At 62.3% G+C, this 18,800-nt stretch carries 12 protein-coding genes and 1 pseudogene; 11 read left to right on the top strand and 2 right to left on the bottom strand.

Going from position 1 to position 18,800, the window contains the following annotated elements; genetic code table 11:
- Positions 1-147: 147 nt before the first annotated feature.
- Positions 148-678, top strand: a pseudogene (locus CKW25_RS27355) (methyl-accepting chemotaxis protein); the annotation flags it as partial.
- 1,453 nt (positions 679-2,131) lie between these two features.
- Positions 2,132-3,478, top strand: a complete 1,347-nt coding sequence (locus CKW25_RS07370) for a CoA transferase (RefSeq protein ID WP_095078527.1) — start codon at positions 2,132-2,134, stop codon at positions 3,476-3,478.
- A 40-nt stretch (positions 3,479-3,518) separates the two neighbouring features.
- Here the strand turns inward: CKW25_RS07370 and CKW25_RS07375 are convergent, their stop codons facing one another.
- Positions 3,519-4,388, bottom strand: a complete 870-nt coding sequence (locus tag CKW25_RS07375) for a DNA-3-methyladenine glycosylase (RefSeq protein WP_095078528.1) — start codon at positions 4,386-4,388, stop codon at positions 3,519-3,521.
- Positions 4,385-5,812, bottom strand: a complete 1,428-nt coding sequence (gene arcD / locus CKW25_RS07380; RefSeq protein WP_095078529.1) for an arginine-ornithine antiporter — start codon at positions 5,810-5,812, stop codon at positions 4,385-4,387. Before arcD (CKW25_RS07380) ends, CKW25_RS07375 begins: the two co-directional genes overlap by 4 nt.
- A 435-nt stretch (positions 5,813-6,247) precedes the next feature.
- On the opposite strand from arcD (CKW25_RS07380), the gene arcD (CKW25_RS07385) reads away from it, so the two are divergent.
- From arcD (CKW25_RS07385) to CKW25_RS07425, 9 genes are all read left to right on the top strand, one after another.
- Entirely contained in the window at positions 6,248-7,675 is a 1,428-nt protein-coding gene (gene arcD / locus CKW25_RS07385; protein WP_095078530.1) for an arginine-ornithine antiporter, read from the top strand.
- A gap of 37 nt (positions 7,676-7,712) precedes the next feature.
- Complete coding sequence (arcA, locus tag CKW25_RS07390) at positions 7,713-8,969, top strand: arginine deiminase (protein WP_095078531.1); 1,257 nt, start codon at positions 7,713-7,715, stop codon at positions 8,967-8,969.
- Between the two features lie 67 nt (positions 8,970-9,036).
- Positions 9,037-10,047, top strand: coding sequence for an ornithine carbamoyltransferase (locus CKW25_RS07395; RefSeq protein WP_095078532.1), 1,011 nt, complete (start codon positions 9,037-9,039; stop codon positions 10,045-10,047).
- Positions 10,048-10,266: 219 nt separating this feature from the next.
- Complete coding sequence (gene arcC, locus CKW25_RS07400; protein WP_095078533.1) at positions 10,267-11,196, top strand: carbamate kinase; 930 nt, start codon at positions 10,267-10,269, stop codon at positions 11,194-11,196.
- A gap of 61 nt (positions 11,197-11,257) precedes the next feature.
- Positions 11,258-11,620, top strand: coding sequence for a DUF5064 family protein (locus CKW25_RS07405; protein WP_095078534.1), 363 nt, complete (start codon positions 11,258-11,260; stop codon positions 11,618-11,620).
- A 438-nt stretch (positions 11,621-12,058) separates the two neighbouring features.
- Positions 12,059-13,567 (top strand): sigma-54-dependent transcriptional regulator, encoded by a 1,509-nt coding sequence (locus tag CKW25_RS07410; protein WP_095078535.1) that lies wholly within the window; start codon positions 12,059-12,061, stop codon positions 13,565-13,567.
- Between the two features lie 371 nt (positions 13,568-13,938).
- Positions 13,939-14,322, top strand: coding sequence for a glycine cleavage system protein GcvH (gene gcvH, locus CKW25_RS07415; protein WP_095078536.1), 384 nt, complete (start codon positions 13,939-13,941; stop codon positions 14,320-14,322).
- Between the two features lie 11 nt (positions 14,323-14,333).
- On the top strand, positions 14,334-17,186 hold the full coding sequence (gcvP, locus tag CKW25_RS07420) for an aminomethyl-transferring glycine dehydrogenase (protein ID WP_095078537.1): 2,853 nt from the start codon (positions 14,334-14,336) through the stop codon (positions 17,184-17,186).
- Between the two features lie 205 nt (positions 17,187-17,391).
- Positions 17,392-18,768: an L-serine ammonia-lyase gene (locus tag CKW25_RS07425; RefSeq protein ID WP_095078538.1), complete on the top strand. Its 1,377-nt coding sequence runs from the start codon at positions 17,392-17,394 to the stop codon at positions 18,766-18,768.
- Positions 18,769-18,800 lie beyond the last annotated feature (32 nt).

The raw sequence follows: 18,800 nt of genomic DNA on the forward strand, positions 1-18,800 counted from the left end.
AACAGCGCTTCGAATGCAGCCAACGCCGCCAAGGGGGCCGACCAATCGGCCCGTGACGGGATGTCGATCATCGAGCGCAGCACCCGCGACATCAACCAGCTGGCCGAGGAAGTCAGCAAGGCCGTGACCGAAGTCGAAGCGCTGGCGGTGAACAGCGAGCAGATCGGTTCGGTACTGGAGGTGATCCGCAGCATCGCCGAACAGACCAACCTGCTGGCCCTCAACGCCGCCATCGAGGCGGCCCGCGCCGGGGAAAGCGGTCGTGGTTTTGCGGTAGTGGCCGATGAAGTGCGCAACCTGGCCAAGCGCACCCAGGATTCGGTCGAGGAAATCCGCCTGGTGATCGAACGGATTCAGAGCGGCACGCGCGGCGTGGTCGCCACCATGCACTCGAGCCAGACCCAGGCCCACAGCAACGCCGGGCAGATCCAGCAAGCGGTGCAGGCATTGGGCAAGATCAGCGAAGCGGTCACGGTGATCAGCGACATGAACCTGCAGATCGCCAGCGCCGCCGAACAGCAGAGCGCCGTGGCCGAAGAGGTCAACCGCAACGTCTCGGCGATTCGCACCGTCACCGAAACCCTGACCGAACAAGCCACCGAGTCGGCGCAGATCAGCAGCCAGTTGAACTCACTGGCCACCCAGCAGATGAAACTGATGGATCAGTTCCGGGTGTAAAAGGGCGAGTGCATCCCAGTGGCGAGCGAGCTTGCTCGCGCTGGGTTGCGCAGCAACCCCAAAAAGGTCGCCGAAGTTTTTCTGAGAGACCGCAATCACCCTGTCAGGGCCGCTCCGCGCCCCAGCGGGAGCAAGCTCCCTCGCCACGAAACATCGAGCACCACCCCCTATGACGCATCGACACCTCCCGTGGCGAGCAAGCTTGCTCGCGCTGGGTTGCGCAGCAACCCCAAAAAGGTCGCCGAAGTCTTTCTGAAAAACCGCAATCCCCCTGTCAGGGCCGCTCCGCGCCCCAGCGGGAGCAAGCTCCCTCGCCACGAAACATCGAGCACCGCCCCCTATGACGCATCGACACCTCCCGTGGCGAGCGAGCTTGCTCGCGCTGGGTTGCGCCGCAACCCCAAAAAAGTCGCCGAAGTCTTTCTGAAAGACCGCAATCACCCCGTCAGGGCCGCTCCGCGCCCCAGCGGGAGCAAGCTCCCTCGCCACGAAACATCGAGCACCGCCCCCTATGACGCATCGACACCTCCCGTGGCGAGCGAGCTTGCTCGCGCTGGGTTGCGCAGCAATCCAAAAAAGGTCGACGAAGTTTTTCTGAGAGACCGCAATCACCCTGTCAGGGCCGCTCCGCGCCCCAGCGGGAGCAAGCTCCCTCGCCACGAAATATCGAGCACCGCCCCCTATGACGCATCGACACCTCCCGTGGCGAGCGAGCTTGCTCGCGCTGGGTTGCGCAGCAACCCCAAAAAGGTCGCCGAAGTCTTTCTGAAAAACCGCAATCCCCCTGTCAGGGCCGCTCCGCGCCCCAGCGGGAGCAAGCTCCCTCGCCACGAAATATCGAGCACCGCCCCCTATGACGCATCGACACCTCCCGTGGCGAGCGAGCTTGCTCGCGCTGGGTTGCGCAGCAACCCCAAAAAGGTCGCCGAAGTCTTTCTGAAAGACCGCAATCACCCCGTCAGGGCCGCTCCGCGCCCCAGCGGGAGCAAGCTCCCTCGCCACGAAATATCGAACACCTCCCCCAGTGATGCATCGACACCTCCCGTGGCGAGCAAGCTTGCTCGCGCTGGGTTGCGCAGCAACCCCAAAAAGGTCGCCGAAGTTTTGCTGAAAGACCGCAATCACCCCGTCCGGGCCGCTCCGCGCCCCAGCGGGAGCAAGCTCCCTCTCCACGAAACATCGAGCACCGCCCCCTATGACGCATCGACACCTCCCGTGGCGAGCGAGCTTGCTCGCGCTGGGTTGCGCAGCAACCCCAAAAAGGTCGACGAAGTTTTTCTGAGAGACCGCAATCACCCCGTCAGGGCCGCTCCGCGCCCCAGCGGGAGCAAGCTCCCTCGACACGAAATATCGAACACCTCCCCCCTGTGACGCATCGACACCTCCCCCGTGGCGAGCAAGCTTACTTGCCACAATTGCTCTATGCTCAGCCCTCTCTTGCGGAGGGCCTTCGATGACCGATTTCCTGACGTCTATTCAAGCCGCGCTCGGTTTGCCTGCGACGGCCATCACGTTCACCGGCGACGGTGCCCTGCCCTCGGCGTTTGCCGTCACCGACCTGGCCTGCGCCAGCATCGCGGTGGCCGGCCAGGCCGTCAGCGAACTGCTGCGACAACAGACCGAGCGCCTGCCGGCCCTTGAAGTCGATCGCCGCCTCGCTTCGTTCTGGTTTTCCACCTCGCTGCGCCCACTGGGCTGGAGCGTGCCACCGCTGTGGGACCCGATCGCAGGCGATTATGCGACCCACGATGGCTGGATCCGCCTGCACACCAACGCCCCGCACCATCGTGCCGCCGCCGAATCGGTCCTCGGTGCCTGTGCCGACCGCAAGACGATGGCCGCCAAGGTCGCGCAATGGGCGAAAGACGATCTGGAGCGTGCGGTGATCGAAGCCGGTGGTTGCGCCGCGCAAATGCGTTCATGGCAAGCCTGGCAGGCGCACCCCCAAGGAATGGCGGTCAACGCAGAACCACTGATTGATCTCTCGACCGATGACGGCGCACGTTCGCCGGCCTGGCAAGGTTCGGTCGCGCAACCCTTGGCGGGCGTCAAGGTACTGGACCTGACCCGCGTGCTGGCCGGCCCCGTTGCCAGCCGATTCCTCGCGGGCCTGGGTGCCGATGTGCTGCGCATCGATCCACCGCACTGGAACGAACCCGGTATGACTCCGGAAGTCACCCTCGGCAAACGCTGCGCACGCCTGGACTTGCACGACAGCAGCGACCGCCAGGTATTTGAAAGCCTGCTCAAGGAGGCCGATCTCCTGCTGCATGGCTACCGTGCCGACGCCCTGGAGCGCCTCGGCTATGGCGCCAGCGAACGGCAGACACTCGCCCCGGGCTTGATCGACATCAGCCTCAATGCCTACGGCTGGAGCGGCCCGTGGCAGCATCGCCGGGGCTTCGACAGTCTGGTGCAGATGAGCTGTGGCATCGCTGAGGCCGGCATGCACTGGAAGCACGCTGGCACGCCCACCCCACTGCCCGTTCAGGCGCTCGACCACGCCACCGGCTACTTGATGGCCGCCAGTGCGATCATGGCTCTGACCCAGCGCCTGAAAACCGGGCAAGGGAGTACGGCACGCTTGTCATTGGCGCGAACCGCGAAACTGCTGATTGAACAAGGCCCCGGGACCGGGGCGCCATTACGGGCTGAAGAGAGCCGCGACCGAGGCTCGCTGATCGAGCAAACGGCCTGGGGCCCGGCGCATCGCTTGCAGGTACCGCTGAAGATCAGCGCAACGCCGTTGCAGTGGGCAGTCCCGGCCGGGGAGCTGCGCGCGCATCGGGCACAGTGGTGAGGCTCACGCCACGGACGTGCTCGCGCTGACCACCTGACACTCAGTCGGCTCGACTCAACGACGTCCACAACACCTGAGCCGCATACGCCCGGTGCGGTCGCCAGGCCTCGGCGCGGGCCAACAACCCGCCCGGCGTCACCGGCCCGCCTTCCAGCGCCGTCAGTGCGTTGATCAAGCCCGCATCCCCTGACGGAAAGGCATCGACCTCACGCATCTGCCGCAAGGCGATGTACTGCGCCGTCCAGTCACCGACGCCCCACAGCGCCAGCAATGGTGTGGTGGAGGCAGGTAAATCCCCCTTCGGCTCGAACAGCCGGGCATCCTCAAGCAGTGCCTGCGCCACCCCCGACAAGGTTCGCCCACGGCTGCGGGGCATGCCGAGGGTCGCCAGGTCCGCCTCGGCCAGCACCCGGCTCGACGGAAAGACGTGGGTCAGCGGCGCGAACGACGGCGGCAGGCGCTCGCCATACTGCGTAACCAGCTTGCCCGCCAGCCTGATCGCCGCGCCGACGCTGATCTGCTGCCCCAGCACCGCGCGAATCGCCAGTTCCAGGCCATCCCAGGCTCCGGGAACGCGCAGACCGGGATGCCTGGCAATCAATCGCGCCATCAGTGGGTCCGTCGACAGGTGCCGATGAATCACGGGCAAGTCGGCGTCCAGGTCGAACATCCGCCGCAGCCGCCGCACAATTCCCGGCACCGCCAACGGGTCAGGAAACCGCAGCACGGCCTCCAGGGCATCACCGGGCGCCTGGGTGATCGAAACCGTGCCATGCATACCGCTCAGACTGATGCTGCGCGAATACACGCCATCGACCACCGTCTCCAATCCGGCAATCGCCCGGGCCGATAGAAACCCCAGCATCGCCGGCCAGTCATAGGCCCCCTGATAGTCGAGCCGCAGCCTCACAACGACAGCACACCACTGTACAGTCCATAGGAGGCCACCCCGGCGCCCGCGATGACACAGGCAAAGATGCCTTTCTCGAGGTGGGTGAACAGTGGCTGGCCCTGCTCCCGCTTGGCCTTGGCGAACAGAATCACCCCCGGCGCATACAGCAGCGCCGATAACAGCAGGTACTTGACCCCGCCGGCGTACAACAACCAGACCGCGTAACTGAGCGCGATGGCACCGATGATCAGGTCCTTGGTGCGCTCGGCGGACGCGTGCTCATAGGTTTCGCCACGCCCGCTCAACAACACCGCATAAGCCGCCGACCACAGGTAGGGCACCAGGATCATCGACGACGCCAGATAGATCAGGCTGGTGTAGGTGCCTTCGGAAAACAGGGTGATCAGCAGGAAGATCTGGATCATCACGTTGGTCAGCCACAACGCGTTGACCGGCACGTGGTTGGCGTTTTCCTTTCTCAAAAACGCCGGCATGGTCTTGTCCCGGGCCGTGGCGAACAGGATCTCGGCGCACAGCAACGCCCACGATAGCAACGCGCCCAACAGGGAAACCGCCAGGCCGAGACTGATCAGCAACGCCCCCCATGGCCCGACAATGTGCTCCAGCACCGCCGCCAACGACGGGTTCTGCAGGTTGGCCAGTTCCGGCTGGGTCATGATGCCCAGCGACAACACGTTGACCAGCACCAGCAATGCCAGCACCCCGACAAATCCGATGACCGTGGCCCGGCCCACATCCGAACGCTTTTCGGCACGGGCCGAATAGACGCTCGCGCCCTCGATGCCGATGAACACGAACACCGTGACCAGCATCATGTTGCGCACCTGATCCATCACGCTGCCGAAGTCCGGGTTGCTGTGCCCCCAGATGTCACGGGTGAAGACATCCGCCTTGAACGCCACCGCGGCAATCACGACGAACATCACCAGCGGCACGATCTTGGCGACGGTGGTCACCTGGTTGATGAACGCCGCCTCCTTGATCCCGCGCATCACCAGAAAATGCACGGCCCACAGCAACAGCGAAGCGCAGCCGATGGCAATCGGCGTGTTGCCCTGGCCGAAAACCGGAAAGAAATATCCCAGGGTGCTGAACAGCAGCACGAAGTAGCCGACGTTCCCCAGCCAGGCGCTGATCCAGTAGCCCCAGGCAGAGGAGAAACCCATGTAGTCGCCAAAACCGGCCTTGGCGTAGGCATAAACCCCGGAGTCCAGTTCGGGCTTGCGGTTGGCCAGGGTCTGGAAGACAAACGCCAGGGTCAACATGCCCACGGCCGTGATGGCCCAACCGATCAGGATTGCCCCGGCGTCAGCGCGAGCCGCCATGTTTTGTGGCAAGGAGAAGATCCCCCCGCCAATCATCGAGCCAACCACCAGGGCGATCAACGCACTGAGTCGTAGCTTTTGCGCCGGTTGCGACATCGTTACCTCTCAAATCGACTGTTTGTCATGTTGGCGAACCATAACAAGGGTTCACCCGATTAAATATCCAACGCGGCATATCGTTTATCAGATAAGGATAAAAATAGACCGCTTTTAGAACTATCTCATCTATACCGCCTGGGTATTTTCGCCAGTTTTATGGCTTATTCCAGATAAATCCATGCTGTACTGAAAACAGACGCCAAAAATTTGCAGATTCTGGAAAACGAACTAGCTTCATACCCTGCGGCAATAGCAACAATTCCCGTTCCAATCCATCCGAGGCCTCTGGGAGAGGCTTCTCAGCCCGTTTCGCGAGCATCCATAAGTCACTCATTAACAATGGAATGTCGCAATGAACTGATCTACGTCAGCTGATGGAAATGCAAGCAGTTCTACTCTGTGGTCTCACTTCTCCTGCATTGGAGTCACGCAATGTCTGAATCTCCCGGAAAACTACGACTTGGTGCCTTAGTCGCGCTGGTGGTCGGCTCAATGATTGGTGGCGGGATCTTCTCGTTGCCACAAAACATGGCGGCAAGTGCCGATGTCGGTGCCGTCCTGATTGGTTGGGCCATTACCGCTGTCGGTATGTTGACCCTGGCGTTTGTGTTCCAGACGCTGGCCAACCGCAAGCCTGACCTGGACGGCGGTGTCTACGCCTACGCCAAGGCCGGTTTCGGCGACTATATGGGTTTTTCCTCCGCCTGGGGCTACTGGATCAGTGCCTGGCTGGGGAACGTCGGTTACTTCGTGCTGCTGTTCAGCACCCTGGGCTACTTCTTCCCGATTTTTGGGGAGGGCAATACCGTAGCCGCTGTGATCGGTGCCTCGGTGCTGTTGTGGGCCGTGCATTTCCTCGTCTTGCGGGGGATCAAGGAAGCGGCGTTCATCAACCTGGTGACCACCGTCGCCAAGGTCGTACCGCTGTTGCTGTTTGTCATGATCGCAGTGTTCGCGTTCAAGCTGGATATCTTCACCGCCGACATCTGGGGCCTGAAAAACCCTGACCTGGGCAGCGTGATGGACCAGGTGCGCAACATGATGCTGGTCACCGTCTGGGTGTTCATCGGTATCGAAGGCGCGAGCATCTTCTCCGCCCGTGCCGAAAAGCGTTCTGACGTCGGTAAAGCCACCGTGATCGGCTTCATCACCGTGCTGCTGTTCCTGGTGCTGGTGAACGTACTGTCGCTGGGCATCATGACCCAACCGGAACTGGCCAAACTGCAGAACCCATCGATGGCCGCCGTGCTTGAGCATGTGGTCGGTCACTGGGGTGCGGTGCTGATCAGCGTCGGCCTGGTGATCTCCCTGCTCGGCGCACTGCTGTCGTGGGTCCTGTTGTGTGCGGAGATCATGTTCGCCGCCGCCAAAGACCACACCATGCCGGCGTTTTTGAGAAAGGAAAACGCCAACCACGTGCCGGTCAATGCCTTGTGGCTGACCAACGCGATGGTGCAGGTGTTCCTGATCATCACCCTGTTCTCGGCCAGTACTTACCTGTCGCTGATCTACCTCGCCACCTCGATGATCCTGGTGCCTTACCTGTGGTCGGCGGCCTACGCCCTGCTGCTGGCGGTGCGCGGCGAGACTTACGAGAACGCCCTGGCCGAACGCAAGAAGGACCTGATCATCGGCGGTATCGCCCTGATCTATGCGGTCTGGCTGATCTATGCCGGTGGGTTGAAGTACCTGCTGCTGTCCGCCCTGCTCTATGCCCCTGGCGTGATCCTGTTCGCCAAGGCCAAGCACGAGTTGGGCAAACCGGTTTTCACCAACGTCGAGAAGCTGATTTTCGCCATGGTGGTCGTTGGCGCCCTGGTGGCAGCCTACGGTCTCTACGACGGCTTCCTGACCCTGTAACAACCAAGTTTGTATTGTCATCTGGAGGATCACTGTAATGAGCACGGAAAAAGTTAAGTACGGCGTACATTCCGAAGCCGGCAAACTACGCAAAGTCATGGTTTGCTCCCCGGGCCTGGCCCACCAGCGGCTGACCCCGAACAACTGTGACGAACTACTTTTCGATGACGTTATCTGGGTCAACCAGGCCAAGCGTGACCACTTCGACTTCGTGACCAAGATGCGCGAGCGCGGTGTCGAAGTGCTGGAAATGCACAACCTGCTGACCGATACCATCCAGAACCCGGAAGCCCTGAAGTGGATTCTGGACCGCAAGATCACCCCGGACACCGTGGGTGTAGGCCTGTGCAACGAAGTACGCAGCTGGCTCGAAGGCCTTGAGCCACGCAAACTGGCCGAGTACCTGATTGGCGGTGTGGCCGGTGAAGACCTGCCGGACAGCGAAGGTTCCAGCGTCATCAAGATGTACCGCGACTACCTGGGCCACTCCAGCTTCCTGCTGCCGCCGCTGCCCAACACCCAGTTCACCCGCGACACCACCTGCTGGATCTACGGTGGCGTGACACTCAACCCGATGTACTGGCCGGCACGACGCCAGGAAACCCTGCTGACGACCGCCATCTACAAGTTCCACCCTGAGTTCACCGGTGCCGAGTTCGAAGTCTGGTATGGCGATCCGGACAAGGATCACGGCCAGGCCACCCTCGAAGGCGGCGACGTCATGCCTATCGGCAATGGCGTAGTGCTGATCGGCATGGGCGAGCGGACCTCGCGCCAGGCCATCGCCCAACTGGCCCAGTCGCTGTTCGCCAAAGGCGCCGTGGAGAAAGTCGTGGTCGCCGGCCTGCCGAAATCCCGCGCGGCGATGCACCTGGACACCGTGTTCAGCTTCTGCGACCGCGACCTGGTCACTGTCTTCCCTGAAGTGGTCAAGGAAATCGTGCCGTTCGTGATTCGTCCTGACAGCAGCAAGCCTTATGGCATGGACGTGCGCCGGGAAAACAAATCCTTCCTCGACGTGGTGGCCGAGTCCCTCAACCTCAAGACCCTGCGCGTCGTGGAAACCGGTGGCAACAGCTTCGCCGCCGAACGCGAGCAGTGGGACGACGGCAACAACGTGGTGGCCGTGGAGCCTGGCGTGGTGATCGGTTACGACCGCAACACCTACACCAACACCCTGCTGCGCAAGGCCGGGATCGAGGTCATCACCATCAGCGCCGGCGAGCTCGGCCGCGGCCGTGGCGGCGGCCACTGCATGACCTGCCCTATCGTGCGCGACCCAATCGATTACTAACCTTTAGCCAAGGCCCACGCTTATCCGGCGGGGCCTTGGGGATAACCGAAACCCAAGGAGATCCAAAATGGCTTTTAACATTCATAACCGCAATCTGCTGAGCCTGGAACACCACACCCCTCGCGAATTGCGCTATCTGCTCGACCTGTCCCGCGACCTCAAGCGCGCCAAGTACACCGGCACCGAGCAGCAACACCTCAAAGGCAACAACATCGCGTTGATCTTCGAAAAAACCTCGACCCGCACCCGCTGTGCGTTCGAAGTCGCGGCCTATGACCAGGGCGCCAACGTGACCTACATCGACCCGAACTCCTCGCAGATCGGCCACAAAGAAAGCATGAAGGACACCGCCCGCGTGCTGGGGCGCATGTACGATGCCATCGAATACCGTGGCTTCAAGCAGGAAATCGTCGAAGAACTGGCCAAGTTTGCCGGTGTACCGGTGTTCAACGGCCTGACCGATGAGTACCACCCGACCCAAATGATCGCCGACGTCCTGACCATGCGTGAGCACGCCGACAAGCCGATCCACGACATCAGCTACGCCTACCTGGGCGACGCGCGTAACAACATGGGTAACTCGCTGCTGCTGGTCGGCGCCAAGCTGGGCATGGACGTGCGGATCTGCGCTCCTAAAGCGCTGTGGCCGGCGGACGACCTGGTCGCTCGCTGCAAGCAATACGCAGAAGAAAGCGGTGCCCGCATCACCCTGACCGATGACCCGAAAGCCGCGGTCAAAGGCGTGGACTTCATCCACACCGACGTCTGGGTCTCGATGGGCGAACCGGTTGAAGCCTGGGCCGAACGCATCAAGCAACTGCTGCCGTACCAGGTCAACGCTGAACTGATGAAAGCCACCGGCAACCCACGCACCAAGTTCATGCACTGCCTGCCGGCCTTCCACAACAGCGACACCAAGATCGGCAAGCAGATCGCCGAGCAATACCCGCACCTGGCCAACGGTATCGAAGTCACTGACGACGTGTTCGAATCGCCGGCCTGCATCGCCTTTGAGCAAGCGGAAAACCGCATGCACACCATCAAGGCGATCCTGGTATCGACCCTGGCTGACTTGTAACGGCTGACAACTGCCCGTTCCAACTGGAACGGGCTCCTGTGGCGAGGGAGCTTGCTCCCGCTCGGCGGCGGAGCCGTCGCAAACGCTTCAACCGCAATGCATCAGAGTGGCCGCATTGCAACCGATTGCGAGCGCTACGCGCTCGAGCGCGAGCAAGCTCGCTCGCCACAGGAATCCGTCGTTTCCACGGTAAACGCTTTTCCTAGAAGGACTGCAATTATGCGTATCGTCGTTGCCTTGGGCGGTAACGCCCTCCTGCGTCGTGGTGAACCCATGACGGCGGACAATCAACGCGCCAATATCCGGATCGCCACCGAACAGATCGCCAAGATCCACCCTGGCAATCAACTGGTGATCGCTCACGGTAATGGCCCGCAAGTCGGCCTGCTGTCGTTGCAAGCTGCAGCCTACACCTCTGTCTCCCCTTATCCGCTGGACGTGCTCGGTGCCGAAACCGAAGGCATGATCGGCTACATCATCGAACAGGAACTGGGCAACCTGCTGGCCTTCGAGGTGCCGTTCGCGACCCTCCTGACCCAGGTTGAAGTCGACGCCAACGATCCGGCGTTCAAGAACCCGAGCAAGCCGATCGGCCCGGTCTACACCAAGGCCGAAGCCGAAGCGCTGGCCGCCGAAAAAGGCTGGGCGATTGCCCCCGATGGCGACAAGTTCCGTCGCGTGGTGGCCAGTCCGAAACCCAAGCGCATCTTCGAGATCCGCCCGATCAAGTGGTTGCTGGACCAGGGCAGTATCGTGATCTGCGCCGGCGGTGGCGGCATTCCGACCATGTACGACGAGAACCGCAAGCTCAAGGGCATCGAAGCGGTGATCGACAAGGACCTGTGCTCGGCGCTGCTGGCCGAACAGCTGGAAGGTGATCTGCTGGTCATCGCCACCGACGTCAATGCCGCGTACATCGACTTCGGCAAGCCGACCCAGAAAGCCATCGCCCAGGCACACCCGGACGAAATGGAAAAACTCGGCTTCGCGGCAGGCTCCATGGGCCCCAAGGTTCAAGCCGCCTGCGAGTTCGCTCGTAACACTGGCAAAGCCGCGGTAATCGGTTCACTCTCGGACATCGAAGCGATTGTCCAGGGTAAGGCCGGGACCCGCATCAGCACCGAAAAACCTGGTATCACTTACCTATAAAAACCGACGGGGCAGGACGTGAGCCCGCCCCGCTTCAATGCCTTCGAAGGAGAAGACGCCCATGGCTATGTTCGAGCCCGGTCACTTGCATATCGAGCGCCACGCGCTGAACAGGGACGACTTCAGCTACAACCTGCACATCACGTATGAAGTCAGCACCGATCCCCGGGATGGCAAGGGCATGTTGTTCAAGATGAACGGCATGATCGAGGGCAAGGAGGTCAAGGAGGAATTCTTCCTGCCCAAGGATCAGGCGTACAACTTTGCGAGCAACGTGACGAAAATCGCGGAAAAGTACGGCATCCCCAGAGAGGCCAGCAGCATCGGCTCGAAACACGTGCACTACGACAAGATGTTCGAAGACGTGAGGGTGCAACTGAACATGAAATCCGGCGACCCGGTCAAACCGGAACACCTGGAATAACCGGCAGCACAACACCCCGTGGCGAGGGCGCAAGCTCGCGCTCGGCTGCGCTGCGGCCGCAATCCGCTTAGCGCAGCCGGTTTGTTGAGACACAGTGGCTAATGCCAGTCAGTTAAGAGAAATAAAGCCGAACACGAAACCCGTGGCGAGGGAGCTTGCTCCCGCTGGGGCGCAAAGCGACCCTGTTTTTGGGCTGCTACGCAGCCCAGCGGGAGCAAGCTCCCTCGCCACGGGTACTATGTTCGGCTGGTCTTCGGCTTAACTGATCGGCATTAGACACAGTGGCTTCTTTTCGGACGGCCTTGCCGTCCGGCCGGAGCAAGCGCCCTTGCTACATCCTGATTTCCCCCACGCATCCGCTACGTGGGATTTCACCTAATCCCCCCGCTCCAAGGCATAATTGCCACCCTCCGCACTGCAGAACACTGAAACCGCCCCATGCGTATCCACGTCAGCTTCATCGACCGCGTCGGCATTACCCAGGAAGTCCTGGCCTTGCTCGGCGGGCGAAATCTCAACCTGGATGCGGTGGAAATGGTCCCGCCGAACGTTTACATCGATGCCCCGACCCTCAGCCCTCAAGTGCATGAAGAGTTGCGCGATGCGCTGTTCAGCGTACGCGGCGTGCAAGCGGTCACCGTGGTCGACATCCTTCCCGGCCAGCGTCGGCACCTGCAACTCGATGCATTGCTGGCGGCCATGACCGACCCGGTGCTGGCCCTCGACAGTGCCGGCAACATCCTGCTGGCCAACCCGGCACTGATTGCCCTGTACGGCCGTGAGCCGGCCGGGGAAAGCGTGACCGAGTTGTTTGCCGACCCAGCGCTGCTCGACGCCCTGCTCGAACACGGCTTTCGCCTGGCGCTGCGCGAGATCACGGTCAATGGCCAGACCTTGCTGCTGGACGCGACACCGATCACCGATGCCGGCGCCCTGTTGACCCTGTACCAACCCAACCGTATTGGCGAACAACTCTCGGCACTGCACCACGATCACGCCGAAGGGTTCGATGCCTTGCTTGGCGAGTCCCCGGTCATTCGCACCCTCAAGGCCCGCGCGCAACGGGTCGCGGCCCTCGATGCACCGCTGCTGATCCAGGGTGAAACCGGCACCGGCAAGGAGTTGGTGGCCCGCGCCTGCCACGCCATCAGCGCCCGGTACAGCGCGTCATTCCTGGCGCTGAACTGCGCGGCATTGCCGGAAAACCTCGCCGAAAGCGAGCTGTTCGGCTATGCCCCCGGCGCCTTCACCGGCGCGCAACGGGGCGGCAAGCCGGGGCTGATGGAGCTGGCGAACCAGGGCACGGTGTTTCTCGACGAGATCGGCGAGATGTCGCCGTACCTGCAGGCCAAGTTGCTGCGCTTCCTCAACGACGGCAGCTTCCGCCGGGTGGGCGGTGATCGTGAGATCAAGGTCAATGTACGGATCCTCAGTGCGACCCACCGTGACCTGGAAAAAATGGTCAGCGAGGGCCAGTTCCGCGAAGACCTGTTCTACCGCCTCAACGTGCTCAACGTCGAAGTGCCGCCGCTGCGCGAGCGCGGCCAGGACATTCTGTTGCTGGCGCGCTACTTCATGCAGCAGGCCTGTGCGCAGATCCAGCGCCCGGTCTGCCGCCTGGCGCCCGGCACCTACCCGGCCCTGCTCGGCAACCGCTGGCCGGGCAATGTGCGGCAGTTGCAGAACGTGATTTTCCGCGCGGCCGCGATCTGCGAAAGCAGCCTGGTGGACATCGGCGACCTGGATATCGCCGGCACTTCCGTGGCACGGCAAGGCGACAGCGAGGTCGACAGCCTGGAGCAAGCCATGGAGTCGTTCGAAAAGACCCTGCTGGAAAAGCTCTACGTCAATTACCCCTCGACCCGCCAACTGGCCAGCCGCCTGCAAACCTCCCACACCGCCATCGCTCATCGGCTACGCAAGTACGGGATTCCCGGCAAGGTCTGAGCCCCGATAACGGCCCCGTGGCGAGGGAGCAAGCCCCTTCGCCACAATTGAGCACAAGGCACCGGTTCTTCGCGCCAAAAGCGACCTCCACCTGTACTGAAAGCGCTACAGCGGAACGATATCGCTACACACCCCCTTCAGCGTGGCTACGCAAGGCTTTGATCCCCATAGGCTTTTTTCCACCCCTTGTTCTGTAGCGATTTCGCTACAGATGTATTCGCCCGCCCTCCAAAAACAATTCGTAACTTATTGATTTGAAACAATTTAATAACGTTGGCCGCGATTTTGCTTTGTAACCATTCATAAAACAGGGCCTTGCCCGAACAATCCATCGCGTCCACCAGACAAGTCTGGCCCCCTGAGGAGTTTCCATGAGCGAGTTGCGTTTTACTGAAGATCACGAATGGCTGCGTACCGAAGCTGACGGCAGCGTTACAGTCGGCATCACCGCGTTCGCCCAGAACGCCCTGGGGGACGTTGTTTACGTACAGCTGCCAGAACTGCAGTCCTACGAGCAAGGCGCCGAAGCCTCCACCGTTGAATCGGTCAAGGCCGCCAGCGGCGTGTACATGCCGTTGACCGGTGAAGTCGTCGAAACCAACTCGGCACTCGAAGGCAACCCTGAGCTGGTCAACGAAGACCCGCTGGGCCAAGGCTGGTTCTTCCGCTTCATTCCGGCGGACGCCGGCGCTGTCGGCCAACTGCTGGACCAGGACGCCTACGACCGCCTGATCAAAGCCCAAGCCGAAGCCTGAGGAGACCGCACATGACTCAAGTCAACCTGAGCACTGCCAACGAATTCATCGCGCGCCACATCGGCCCGCGTTCGGGCGACGAGCAAGCCATGCTCAACAGCCTGGGGTTTGATTCCCTGGAAGCCCTGAGCGCCAGCGTCATCCCCGACAGCATCAAGGGCACCAGCGTGCTGGGCCTGGGCGACGGCCAGAGCGAAGCCGAGGCCCTGGCCTCGATCAAGGCCATCGCTGGCAAGAACCAGCTGTTCAAGACCTACATCGGCCAGGGCTACTACAACTGCCATACACCTTCGCCGATCCTGCGCAACCTGCTGGAAAACCCGGCCTGGTACACCGCCTACACCCCGTATCAGCCAGAAATCTCCCAAGGCCGCCTGGAAGCGCTGCTGAACTTCCAGACCCTGATCAGCGACCTGTCCGGCCTGCCGATCGCCAACGCCTCGCTGCTCGACGAAGCCACCGCCGCCGCCGAAGCCATGACCTTCTGCAAGCGCCTGAGCAAGAACAAGGGCAGCCATGCATTCTTCGCTTCCAGCCACTGCCACCCACAAACCCTCGACGTGCTGCGCACCCGTGCCGAGCCATTGGGCATCGACGTGGTGGTGGGCGATGAGCGTGAGCTGACCGACGTCAGCCCGTTCTTCGGTGCGCTGCTGCAATACCCGGCCAGCAACGGTGACCTGTTCGACTACCGCGAACTGACCGAGCGCTTCCACGCCGCCAATGCCCTGGTCGCCGTCGCGGCCGACCTGCTGGCCCTGACCGTGTTGACCCCGCCGGGCGAGTTCGGCGCCGACGTGGCCATCGGCAGCGCCCAACGCTTCGGCGTGCCGCTGGGCTTCGGTGGCCCGCACGCGGCTTACTTCGCCACCAAGGACGCCTTCAAGCGCGACATGCCGGGCCGTCTGGTCGGTGTATCGGTAGACCGTTTCGGCAAGCCGGCCCTGCGCCTGGCCATGCAGACCCGCGAACAACATATCCGTCGCGAGAAAGCCACCAGCAACATCTGCACCGCCCAGGTGCTGTTGGCCAACATCGCCAGCATGTACGCGGTGTACCACGGCCCCAAAGGCCTGGTGCAGATCGCCACGCGCATTCATCACCTGACCGCGATCCTGGCCAAGGGCCTGGGCGCGCTGGGCCTGAACGTCGAGCAAGACAGTTTCTTCGACACCCTGACCCTGGCCACGGGTGCACAAACCGCGGCCCTGCACGACAAGGCCCACGCCCAGCGCATCAACCTGCGCGTGGTCGATGACCAGCGCCTGGGTCTGTCCCTGGACGAAACCACGACCCAGACCGACATCGAAACCCTGTGGAGCCTGCTGGCCGACGGCAAGTCGCTGCCGGACTTCGCCGCACTGGCCGCCTCGATCCACAGCCGCATCCCGGCGTCGCTGGTTCGCCAATCGGCGATCCTCAGCCATCCAGTGTTCAACCGTTATCACTCGGAAACCGAGTTGATGCGCTACCTGCGCAAACTGGCGGACAAGGACCTGGCCCTGGATCGCACCATGATCCCGCTGGGCTCGTGCACCATGAAACTCAACGCCGCCAGCGAAATGATCCCGGTGACCTGGGCCGAATTCGGCGCCCTGCACCCGTTCGCCCCGGCCGAGCAAAGCGCCGGCTACCAGCAACTGACCGACGAGCTGGAAGCGATGCTCTGCGCCGCCACCGGCTACGACGCGATCTCGCTGCAACCGAACGCTGGCTCCCAGGGCGAATACGCCGGCCTGCTGGCGATTCGTGCCTACCACCAGAGCCGTGGCGAAGACCGTCGCGACATCTGCCTGATCCCGTCCTCGGCCCACGGTACCAACCCGGCCACCGCCAACATGGCCGGCATGCGCGTGGTGGTCACCGCTTGTGATGCCCGTGGCAACGTCGACATCGAAGACTTGCGCGCCAAGGCCATCGAGCACCGCGAACACCTCGCCGCGCTGATGATCACCTACCCGTCCACCCACGGTGTGTTCGAGGAAGGCATCCGCGAAATCTGCGGCATCATTCATGACAACGGCGGCCAGGTGTACATCGACGGCGCCAACATGAACGCCATGGTCGGCCTGTGCGCCCCGGGCAAGTTCGGCGGCGACGTCTCGCACCTGAACCTGCACAAGACCTTCTGCATCCCTCACGGCGGTGGCGGCCCGGGCGTCGGCCCGATTGGCGTGAAGTCCCACCTGACCCCGTTCCTGCCGGGTCACGCGGCGATGGAACGCAAGGAAGGCGCGGTCTGCGCGGCACCGTTCGGCAGCGCGAGCATTTTGCCGATCACCTGGATGTACATTCGGATGATGGGTGGCGCGGGTCTCAAGCGTGCTTCGCAGTTGGCGATCCTCAACGCCAACTACATCTCCCGTCGCCTCGAAGAGCACTACCCGGTGCTGTACACCGGCAGCAATGGCCTGGTGGCCCACGAATGCATCCTCGACCTGCGCCCGCTCAAGGACAGCAGCGGTATCAGCGTCGATGACGTGGCCAAGCGCCTGATCGACTTCGGTTTCCACGCCCCGACCATGTCGTTCCCGGTGGCGGGCACGTTGATGATCGAGCCGACCGAAAGCGAATCCAAGGAAGAGCTGGACCGTTTCTGCGAGGCCATGATCCGCATCCGCGAAGAAATCCGCGCGGTGGAAAACGGCACCCTGGACAAGGACGACAACCCGCTGAAGAACGCCCCGCACACCGCGGCGGAAATCGTTGGCGAGTGGTCGCACCCGTACAGCCGTGAACAGGCGGTGTACCCGGTGGAGTCCTTGATCGAAGGCAAGTACTGGCCACCGGTCGGTCGCGTCGACAACGTGTTTGGCGACCGCAACCTGATCTGCGCCTGCCCGTCGATCGAAAGCTACGCTTAAACGAATGAGGGGGCGGGTTTGACCGCCTCCACTTTCAAGAACACCGCATTCCCCTCGTGGGAGCGGGCTCGCTCGCGAAGGCGGTGTGTCAGCCACCACCGGTGCTGCCTGTTACGCCGCCTTCGCGAGCAAGCCCGCTCCCACAGGGATCTGTGTCAAGCCCCTGATTCCGCCTATTCCTATAACAAGAAACCGGAGAAACACCATGTCGTTAAGCGTGTTCGACCTGTTCAAGATTGGCATCGGCCCCTCCAGCTCCCACACGGTTGGCCCGATGCGCGCCGCGGCACGCTTTGTCGAAGGCCTGCGTCGGGAGAACCTGCTCAAGGACACCACCTGCGTCAAAGTCGAGCTCTACGGCTCACTCGGCGCGACCGGCAAAGGCCACGGCAGCGACAAGGCGGTACTGCTGGGCCTGGAAGGTGAACACCCGGACACCGTGAACACCGAGAACATAGCCGCCCGCCTGCACGATATCCGCAGCACCGGACGCCTGAACCTGCTCGGTGAGCACCCGATCGAATTCAATGAAAAACTCCACCTGGCGATGATCCGCAAGCCGTTGGCCTATCACCCCAATGGCATGATCTTTCGCGCCTTTGATGCCGCTGGCCTGCAAATCCGCAGCCGCGAGTACTACTCGGTGGGCGGTGGCTTTGTGGTCGACGAAGACGCCGCCGGTGCCGACCGCATCGTCGAAGACGCCACGCCCCTGACCTTCCCGTTCAAAAGTGCCAAGGACCTGCTGGGTCATTGCAGCACCTACGGCTTGTCCATCAGCCAGGTGATGCTGACCAACGAAAGCGCCTGGCGCCCGGAAGCCGAGACCCGCGCCGGCCTGCTGAACATCTGGCAAGTGATGCAGGACTGCGTCGACGCCGGCTGTCGCAACGAAGGCATTTTGCCCGGTGGCCTGAAGGTCAAGCGGCGCGCGGCGGCGTTGCACCGGCAACTGTGCAAGAACCCGGAGTCCTCGCTACGCGACCCACTGTCCGTGCTGGACTGGGTGAACCTGTATGCCCTGGCCGTCAACGAAGAAAACGCCAACGGCGGGCGCGTGGTGACCGCGCCCACTAACGGTGCAGCGGGGATCATCCCGGCCGTCTTGCATTACTACATGCGCTTTATCCCCGGCGCCAATGAAGACGGTGTGGTGCGCTTCCTGCTCACGGCGGCCGCCATCGGCATCCTGTACAAGGAAAACGCCTCGATCTCCGGCGCCGAAGTCGGCTGCCAGGGTGAGGTCGGCGTGGCCTGTTCCATGGCTGCCGGCGCCCTGTGCGAAGTGCTGGGCGGCAGTGTCCAGCAAGTGGAGAACGCCGCCGAAATCGGCATGGAACACAACCTCGGCCTGACCTGCGACCCGATTGGCGGCCTGGTGCAAGTGCCCTGCATCGAGCGCAACGCCATGGGTTCGGTCAAAGCCATCAACGCGGTACGCATGGCCCTGCGTGGCGACGGTCAGCACTTCGTCTCCCTCGACAAGGTCATCCGCACCATGCGCCAGACCGGCGCCGACATGAAAAGCAAATACAAGGAAACCGCCCGTGGCGGTTTGGCGGTCAACATTATCGAGTGCTGAGGCATACCCGTCTGCCCCAGTACATTTTCCAG

Origin of the sequence: Pseudomonas sp. Irchel s3h17 (assembly GCF_900187505.1) — a bacterium.
Taxonomy (GTDB): domain Bacteria; phylum Pseudomonadota; class Gammaproteobacteria; order Pseudomonadales; family Pseudomonadaceae; genus Aquipseudomonas.

What these genes read in the sequence shown, in the direction of transcription:
- CKW25_RS07370 (WP_095078527.1), top strand. Translation starts at nt 2,132, where the DNA reads ATGACCGATTTCCTGACGTCTATTCAAGCCGCGCTCGGTTTGCCTGCG.
- arcD (WP_095078529.1), bottom strand. Translation starts at nt 5,812, where the DNA reads ATGTCGCAACCGGCGCAAAAGCTACGACTCAGTGCGTTGATCGCCCTG.
- arcD (WP_095078530.1), top strand. Translation starts at nt 6,248, where the DNA reads ATGTCTGAATCTCCCGGAAAACTACGACTTGGTGCCTTAGTCGCGCTG.
- arcA (WP_095078531.1), top strand. Translation starts at nt 7,713, where the DNA reads ATGAGCACGGAAAAAGTTAAGTACGGCGTACATTCCGAAGCCGGCAAA.
- CKW25_RS07395 (WP_095078532.1), top strand. Translation starts at nt 9,037, where the DNA reads ATGGCTTTTAACATTCATAACCGCAATCTGCTGAGCCTGGAACACCAC.
- arcC (WP_095078533.1), top strand. Translation starts at nt 10,267, where the DNA reads ATGCGTATCGTCGTTGCCTTGGGCGGTAACGCCCTCCTGCGTCGTGGT.
- CKW25_RS07405 (WP_095078534.1), top strand. Translation starts at nt 11,258, where the DNA reads ATGGCTATGTTCGAGCCCGGTCACTTGCATATCGAGCGCCACGCGCTG.
- CKW25_RS07410 (WP_095078535.1), top strand. Translation starts at nt 12,059, where the DNA reads ATGCGTATCCACGTCAGCTTCATCGACCGCGTCGGCATTACCCAGGAA.
- gcvH (WP_095078536.1), top strand. Translation starts at nt 13,939, where the DNA reads ATGAGCGAGTTGCGTTTTACTGAAGATCACGAATGGCTGCGTACCGAA.
- gcvP (WP_095078537.1), top strand. Translation starts at nt 14,334, where the DNA reads ATGACTCAAGTCAACCTGAGCACTGCCAACGAATTCATCGCGCGCCAC.
- CKW25_RS07425 (WP_095078538.1), top strand. Translation starts at nt 17,392, where the DNA reads ATGTCGTTAAGCGTGTTCGACCTGTTCAAGATTGGCATCGGCCCCTCC.